This is a genomic window from Bradyrhizobium sp., from assembly GCF_036009065.1.
Taxonomy (GTDB): Bacteria; Pseudomonadota; Alphaproteobacteria; order Rhizobiales; family Xanthobacteraceae; genus Bradyrhizobium.
The window spans coordinates 1-7,649 of record NZ_DASYMN010000017.1; the positions used below are offsets into that span (position 1 = coordinate 1).

The following is a 7,649-nucleotide window of genomic DNA, read 5'->3' on the forward strand; positions in this document are numbered from 1 at the left end:
CTGACCTCAGGCAAATCTGCAGTTATTGCGATGCTCCAACGGGTTTCAACAAGTCGCATCTGAAAGTGGGCTGACTTTCCGTGTCTCGAACTCCAATGATTTGAGTCACTTATTTTGAATCAGACTCTCAGGATGAGGTTGGGTGTTTTCCGGCGTCTCTTGAGAAAATACAGGGAGCGTCATCGTGGCCGAGGGCGTCAGGAAAGACGAGGAATTTTCCGGCACCAAGCCGGTCGAGGAGCGTCATCGCATCGACGAGATGCGCCTCGATAGCTGGATGCGCGAACATGTCGAGGGATATGCGGGTCCATTGACGGTCCTGCAGTTCAAGGGCGGCCAGTCCAACCCAACCTACCGGCTCGATACGCCGGGCCGTTCCTATGTGATGCGCCGAAAACCCTTCGGAAAACTGCTGCCGTCGGCGCATGCGGTCGACCGCGAATTCAAGGTCATCGCGGCGCTGGGCAAGCAGGGCTTTCCGGTCGCCAAAGCCTACGCGCTGTGCACCGATGATACCGTGATCGGCGCCGCCTTCTACATCATGTCGATGGAAGAGGGCCGGGTGTTCTGGGATCCAGCGCTGCCGAGCCAGGTGCCGGATGCGCGGCGCAAGATCTTCACCAGCAAGATCGAGACGCTGGCAAGACTGCATCGATATGACCCGGAAAAAATCGGCCTCGGCGATTTCGGCAAGCCAGGCAATTATTTCGCGCGCCAGGTCGATCGCTGGACCAAACAGTACCGCGCCTCCGAAACCCAGCACATCCCGGAAGTCGAAAAACTGATCGAGTGGCTGCCGCGCACGGTGCCGGAACAGACGCGCGTCTCGATCGTGCACGGCGACTACCGCCTCGACAACATGATCTTCCACCCCACCGAGCCGCGCGTGCAGGCGGTGCTGGACTGGGAACTGTCGACCCTGGGCGATCCGATGGCGGATTTCACCTACCTGTTGATGCAGTGGACCATGCCCGGCCTTGCCAACGCCGATCTTGCGGCGCTGAACATTCCGACCATGGACGAGGCGGCGAAAATCTACTGCGACGTCACCGGCGAGACCGTGCCGGACCTCAACTGGTATTTCTCCTACAACCTGTTCCGCCTCGCCGGCATTACACAAGGCATCGCCGGCCGCATCCGCGACGGCACCGCAGCCAGCGCCAAGGCCATGGAGTCCGCCAAGCGCACCGTGCCGCTCTCGCAGGCCTCCTGGGACTACGCGCAAAAGGCGGGGGCGACGTAGCTCCCATGTCCCGGGCGCGATGCGGCGCGTAGCTCTTGCAAAGCGCTGCTTCGCAGAACCGGGACCCCGCTTTCTTAAAGTCGCAAGCAACCGGGGCCCCGGCTCAGCACCGCTCCGCAAATGCTACGCGCTGCGCTGCGTCCGGGGCACACACGAGCCGCGTCTCAGCCTGCAGGAACCTCACTTGGCCCTTTCCCCGAATATTCGCGGAAGCCTGTTGATGGCCGTTGCCACGGCGAGCTTCACGATGAATGACACGATCACCAAGGCGGTGTCGGCTGAGATGAACTTCGGCCAGATGATTCTGGTGCGAGGCTTGTTCGCAATTGTGCTGATCGCAGCGCTTGCCTGGCGTCAGCGCGCGCTGCGTCCGCTGCGCACACTGATGATGAGGCCGCTCGCGCTGCGGGTGGCCGGCGAAGTCGGGGGAACGGTGTCGTTCCTTGCCGCGATCGTGCACCTGCCTCTTGCGAATACCGCGGCGATCTTTCAGGCACTGCCATTGGCGGTCACGCTTGGCGCAGCGCTGATGTTCGGCGAGCCCGTCGGCTGGCGCCGCTGGCTGGCCATCACGGCCGGCTTTATCGGCGTTCTCATTATCGTTCGGCCGGGGCTCGAGGATTTTGACCGGTTTTCGCTATTGGCGCTGGTCTCGGTCGTCTTCTGCGCGTTGCGCGATCTTGCGACCAAGCAAATACAAGCGCACATCCCATCGCTGTTCATCACCCTGCTGACCACCGTTACGGTTACGACAACCGGAGCCGCCATACTCGTTCCGCTCGGCGGCTGGACGCCACCCTCCGGCCGCGGGCTTGCTCTGTTGGCGCTTGCGGCGGTTCTTCTCCTGATCGGTTATCAATGCGTCATCATGGCGCTGCGCATCGGCGATATCTCGGCGGTGGCGCCGTTCCGCTATTCCGCCCTGCTATGGGCGATGCTGCTTGGTTATCTGGTGTTCGGCGACGTGCCCGATGGCCTGATGGTGACCGGCGCTTCGATCATCGTGCTGTCCGGCCTTTACGCCTTCTACCGCGAGCGCAAGCGCGATCGGCCGGTGGCGGCAGGCGCATCCGGGCTGCCGCCCGACGGGCTGTGACGAGGCTTGTGTCCCGGGTGTCCCGGGCGATGCAGCGCGTAGCTCTTGCGAACGCTGCTTCGCAGAACCGGGACCCCGGTTTACGTTGACTCGCGAGCAACCGGGGCCCCGGCTCTGCAGCGCGCCGCTTCGCGCGCTGCGCTGCGTCCGGGGAACGCCAGCGGAAGGCGTTGCGAGACGCTAGATCGGCTTGCCTGCATAGGGCATTGAGGCCGTCAGCCCGCCGTCGACCGGGATTGCCTGGCCGTTGACATAGGACGCCTCGTCGCTGGCGAGGAACAGGCCCATTGCCGCCAGTTCATGCGGCTGGCCGGCGCGCTTGAGCGGGTTGAGCTGGCCGATCTTGTGATCGGTGCCGCGCTGCTTGGCGTTGTCGAAGATCGGCTTGGTCATGCCGGTCTCGATCAGGCCGGGACATACCGCGTTGATGCGCACGCCGGTGCCCGACAGCGAATAGGCGGTGGTCTGCACCAAGCTGATGACGCCGGCCTTGCTGGCGCCGTAGGGATGGCCGCTGGCGCCGGATTTCAGGCCCGCGACCGACGCGGTGCAGACGATCGAGCCGGACTTCTGCGCGATCATGTGCGGCGTCGCATACTTGGTCGCGAGGAACGGCCCGATCAGGTTGATGCGCAGGATTTCCATCCAGTGCTCCACGGTCTGCTCGGCTAACGGCACCAGCCCGCCGCTGACGCCGGCATTGGCCCAGATCGCATCGAGCCTGCCGTAGCTGGACACCGCCTTGTCGATGAAGGCCTTGACGTCGGCTTCCGATCCGGCATCGGCCTGCAGCGCTGCGATGGTGCCGCCGGATTCGCTGACCAGCTTTGCGGTTTGCTGCACGCTGTCGCTGCGATCGACGGCGACCAGTTTTGCGCCTTCTTTTGCAAACAGCAGCGAGGCGGCGCGGCCGATGCCGCTGCCGGCGCCGGTGATGATGACGGATTTTGCCTTCGAGGCGGCCCATATGTTTCTCCCTGTTGCCGGTTTTTTCAGCGCTTGCCGCCATGCGGAATTTGAAGTCGCAGAGCGCCGAAGTGACTTGAGGCATCGCTCAGTCTCACGTACAGCGGCATGAACAGTATTGAAGGGTTTTTAAGATGTCCAATCCCGACAAGCCATTCGTCCTGCAACATGCCGTTCCTTTAGGTGTGGTCGCGACCCGCTGGTGGTGGATACGCCACGCCCCGGTGCGCGGCGACGGCGGCAATATTTACGGACAGAAGGACATGCCCTGCGATTGCAGCGACAGCGTCGTGTTCGACGCGGTCGGCAAGATATTGCCGCGCGATGCGGTGTGGGTCGCAAGCAAGCTGCAGCGCACCCACCAGACCGCGGAAGCGATCTGGGCCGCCGGTTTTCCAAAACCCCACGCGATGCCTTATGAGGCCGACTTCAACGAGCAGCATCTCGGGGACTGGCAGGGCCTCAACCGCGCCGAATTCTTCGCCAGTCACCCCATCAAACTCGGCGGTTACTGGTTCGCGCCGATCGACGAGCCATCGCCGAACGGCGAAAGCTTCATGGATCTGTACAACCGCGTATCCCGCGCGATCGAACGCATCAACGCCGAGCACGCCGGCAAGGATATCGTCGCGGTGGCGCATGGCGGCACCATCAAGGCCGCGATCGGGATTGCGCTGGGCGACCAGCCGGAAAAAGGCCTCGCCTTTACCATCGACAATTGCTCGATCACGCGGCTGGATCATCTCACAAGCTCCGGCCACAGCGGCTGGCGCATACCATTTGTCAACCAGCAGCCGTGGATCGCGGATGCCTCGCACGCCGCGATGCATCAGCCGGCGGGGCCGGAAGTGGTGCCGGCGACCAAGCTGGCGTGAGCGCGGGCGAAGCCCGCGCGTCATTGCGAGCAAAGCGAAGCATCCAGAAGCCGCGAGGAAGGTCTGTATTGCTTCGTCGCAAGGGCTCCTCGCAATGACGGGGACAGGTTGTCGAAATCCACAAACACTGCTTAGCTTCAATTCAACGAATAGACTCAAGGGGGAAACGCATGACCTTGTTCGACATGAAAGGAAAAGTCGCCGTCATCACCGGCTCGTCGCGCGGCATCGGCCGTGCCATCGCCGAGCGGATGGCCGAGCACGGCGCCAAGGTGGTGGTCTCCTCACGCAAGCAGGACGTCTGCGATTCCGTGACCAAGGAAATCAATGACAAGTTCGGCAAGGGCGCCGCGGTCGCCATCGCGGCCAACATCTCCAGCAAGGAAAACCTGCAAAACCTCGTGGGCGAAAGCAACCGCGCCTTCGGCAAGATCGACGTGCTGGTCTGCAACGCCGCCTCGAATCCCTATTACGGCCCGCTCGGCGGCATTTCCGACGACCAGTTCCGCAAGATTCTCGACAACAACATCGTCGCCAACAACTGGCTGACCAGCCTGGTGGTGCCGCAGATGATCGAGCGCAAGGACGGCGCTATCATCATCGTCTCGTCGATCGGAGGCCTGAAGGGCTCGACCAATCTCGGCGCCTATGCGATCTCGAAGGCCGCCGACATGCAGCTCGCGCGCAATCTTGCCTGCGAATACGGCAAGCACAACATCCGGGTGAATTGCATCGCGCCCGGCCTGATCAAGACCGATTTTGCCAAGGCGCTGTGGGACAATCCGGAAAACCTCAAAGCCTCGACCTCGCGCTCGCCGCTGCTGCGCATCGGCACGCCCGACGAGATCGCGGGAGCCGCGGTGTTCCTCGGCTCGGCGGCGGGGAATTTCATGACCGGGCAGAGCATCGTGATCGATGGCGGAGCGACGATCAGCTAGCTCAAGCACATCGTCATCCTCGCGCAACCAACTCCACGTCATCCCGAGGGATGTGTATGTTTACGTCATTGCGAGCGAAGCGAAGCAATCCAGAGCTGGTGTCCCGAGATGCATAGCGCTGCCGCTATCACTCATGTCTCGTCCCCGCCTTCGCGCTAGGGCATGCACACATCGTTATAGGCCGAGCCGATTGGTCGTCCGCGCCAAGCACAGACGCCGTGCCGTGAGCGAGCACCGCAGGTGACGATTTTCCTGTTGACAGGTAACTTAGCCTAGGATTATATATGGCCAGCTCGTGCCGGCGTCTGCAGCGTCCGGCAGACAGGCCGGTGGCCAGGTGGAGCGCCGGGAGGCGCAGCGCCTGCCTTGGGCGCGCGCGGTGCCTTGCCGCGCGAGGTGGGTACGTTAATCCCGCCTCAAAGGGTGCCCGCTGGTGCCCTGGCGCCTCCCGCCGCTCCACCCCTCGCTTGGGTTCGCGAGGGACTGGCAAACCTCGGACGCAGTGCGCCGCGAGAATATAGAGGCTTGGCTGTTTGAAATTTGAATCGAAATTGCGCAACGCGTCGAACTACATTCTGCGTCGTCCCGGCGTTCGCCTGGGGCATGCACACATCGTTACAAGGGCCGGCCCGATTGGCGCAGGTCCACGCCAAGGACTTTTCCTCGTCACACATTCAACCGTCATCCCCGCGCAACGGCTGCGCCGTTGTCACGAGAGGAGCCGCGCGCTTGCGCGGCGTCTCGAAGGATGGCCGCGGGCACTTGTGGCCATCCTTCGAGGCTCGCCGAAGACGGCGAGCACCTCAGGATGACGGCAGTGCTGGTCTTTTCGTCAGCAAAAACGATGTGTGCATGCCCTAGCGCGAAGGCGGGGATCCATACTCCGTGTCGCCGCTGTTGGATTGTTGCGGACGACACGTCGCAACTGAAAAGCCAGGGGTTATGGGTCCCCGCCTTCCGCGGGGACGACATTGTGCTTGTTGCGCGGGCGACCTTTACTCCACCGCCGCGTAGACCAGACCGCGCATCAGGTCGCGGAGATATACGCGCTGCCCAGGTCCTTGGCTCATGAACACCGCGAACAGCTCTTCCGCAGGGTCGATCCAGAAGAACGTGCCCGCCACGCCGCTCCAGAAGAACTGCCCGGCCGAGCCCGCAAATGGCGCCATGCCGTCATGTGTGCGCACCGCAAAGCCGAGTCCGAAACCGTGGCCGGGCGACAGCAGGGTGCCGTTGATCCTCACGCTCGGGTCGAGATGGTTCGATGCCATCGCCTTCAGCGTCTTGCGGCCGATGATGCGGTCGCCGTCGAGCGAGCCGCCGCTCAGCAGCATCTGGCAGAACCGCGCATAATCCATCGTGGTCGAGACGAGGCCGCCACCGCCGGATTCCATCACCGGCTTTTCCAGCATGTCGATGAGTTTTACCGCTTCACCGCTCCACGGATCGTTCGCGAACGGCTCGGCCAGGCGGTGCGCGTTCTCCTTAGCCGTGTGGAACGCCGTCTCCGTCATCTGCAGCGGCGCCAGGATGCGCTCGGTGAGATACGCGCTTAAGCGTTTGCCGGAGACGATTTCGATGATGCGGCCCAGAATGTCGGTGGAGCGGCTGTAGTTCCACTCCGCGCCGGGCTGGCAGAGCAGCGGCATGCCGGCGACGATGGCGGCATGTTCGGCGTTGCTGATGCCGCGGTCGCGAATCCTCGATTGCTGGTACATCTGCTGCAGCGGGCCGTTGCCGGCGGTGTCGTTGGTAAGCCCGGAGGTGTGCCGCAGCAGGTCCTGGATGGTGATCGGCCGTTGGAGCGGCACGAGGTCGAACTTGCCGTTGTTCTCGACGCCGACCTTCTGCGCGGAAAACTCCGGAATGTATTTGGTCAGCGGCTCGCTGAGCAGCAAAAAACCGTCCTCGACCAGCTGCATGATGCCGATGGAGATGATCGGCTTGGTCATCGAGTAGATGCGAAAAATGCTGTCGCGGGTCATCGGCGCGCTCTCCGCCGGATTTTGCCGGCCCAGCGCCTCGAACCATCCGATCTGGCCGCGCCGCGCCACCATCACGGTGACGCCGGGAATGGTGCCCTTGTCGATCTCGCGCTTGAACGCGTCCGACATCCGCGCCAGCCGGGTTGGCGACAGCCCCAGCGACTGAGGCCTGGCTTCGGGAAGCGGCGGGGTTTGCGGATCGGTGGCTTGCTTGGTGGCGACTTGCGCGTTCATGGGCGTCTCCCGATTGCTCTTTTTATCTCCACGCCTAAATAAGGTGCTCAGCCGGCATGGTGAGCGCGAGATTGGCCCAGAAGTTCTGGCTTGAACAGAGGCGTTTTTCGAGAGTAAACCAGCCGCGTTTTCAGATGCCGCGCGAAAGAGCGCCGGCGACAGAGGTGGATGAATGGCCAAAGCAAAGTTTGAACGTACCAAGCCGCATTGCAACATCGGGACGATCGGTCACGTCGACCATGGCAAGACGTCGCTGACGGCGGCGATTACCAAGGTCCTGGCGGAAACCGGCGGGGCGACCTACACGGCCTA

Annotated in this window: 6 protein-coding genes and 1 pseudogene; 5 read left to right on the forward strand and 2 right to left on the reverse strand. The window is 62.9% G+C overall.

Annotated elements, in window-relative coordinates; all coding sequences use genetic code 11:
• Positions 1-184 precede the first annotated feature (184 nt).
• Positions 185-1,243, forward strand: a complete 1,059-nt coding sequence (locus tag VGP39_RS00675; protein ID WP_327566185.1) for a phosphotransferase family protein — start codon at positions 185-187, stop codon at positions 1,241-1,243.
• 184 nt (positions 1,244-1,427) lie between these two features.
• Positions 1,428-2,339, forward strand: coding sequence for a DMT family transporter (locus VGP39_RS00680; RefSeq protein ID WP_327566186.1), 912 nt, complete (start codon positions 1,428-1,430; stop codon positions 2,337-2,339).
• Between the two features lie 180 nt (positions 2,340-2,519).
• Here the strand turns inward: VGP39_RS00680 and VGP39_RS00685 are convergent.
• A pseudogene (locus VGP39_RS00685) lies at positions 2,520-3,306 on the reverse strand (SDR family NAD(P)-dependent oxidoreductase).
• A gap of 133 nt (positions 3,307-3,439) precedes the next feature.
• On the opposite strand from VGP39_RS00685, the gene VGP39_RS00690 reads away from it, so the two are divergent.
• Both VGP39_RS00690 and VGP39_RS00695 read left to right on the forward strand, forming a co-directional pair.
• On the forward strand, positions 3,440-4,180 hold the full coding sequence (locus VGP39_RS00690) for a histidine phosphatase family protein (protein ID WP_327566187.1): 741 nt from the start codon (positions 3,440-3,442) through the stop codon (positions 4,178-4,180).
• A 170-nt stretch (positions 4,181-4,350) separates the two neighbouring features.
• A complete protein-coding gene (locus VGP39_RS00695) occupies positions 4,351-5,118 on the forward strand; it encodes an SDR family oxidoreductase (protein WP_327566188.1) in 768 nt (255 codons plus the stop codon).
• A gap of 995 nt (positions 5,119-6,113) precedes the next feature.
• Here the strand turns inward: VGP39_RS00695 and VGP39_RS00700 are convergent.
• A complete protein-coding gene (locus tag VGP39_RS00700; protein WP_327566189.1) occupies positions 6,114-7,337 on the reverse strand; it encodes a serine hydrolase domain-containing protein in 1,224 nt (407 codons plus the stop codon).
• A gap of 172 nt (positions 7,338-7,509) precedes the next feature.
• On the opposite strand from VGP39_RS00700, the gene VGP39_RS00705 reads away from it, so the two are divergent.
• On the forward strand, positions 7,510-7,649 hold a 140-nt coding region (locus VGP39_RS00705), incomplete at its 3' end, for a GTP-binding protein (protein ID WP_327566190.1).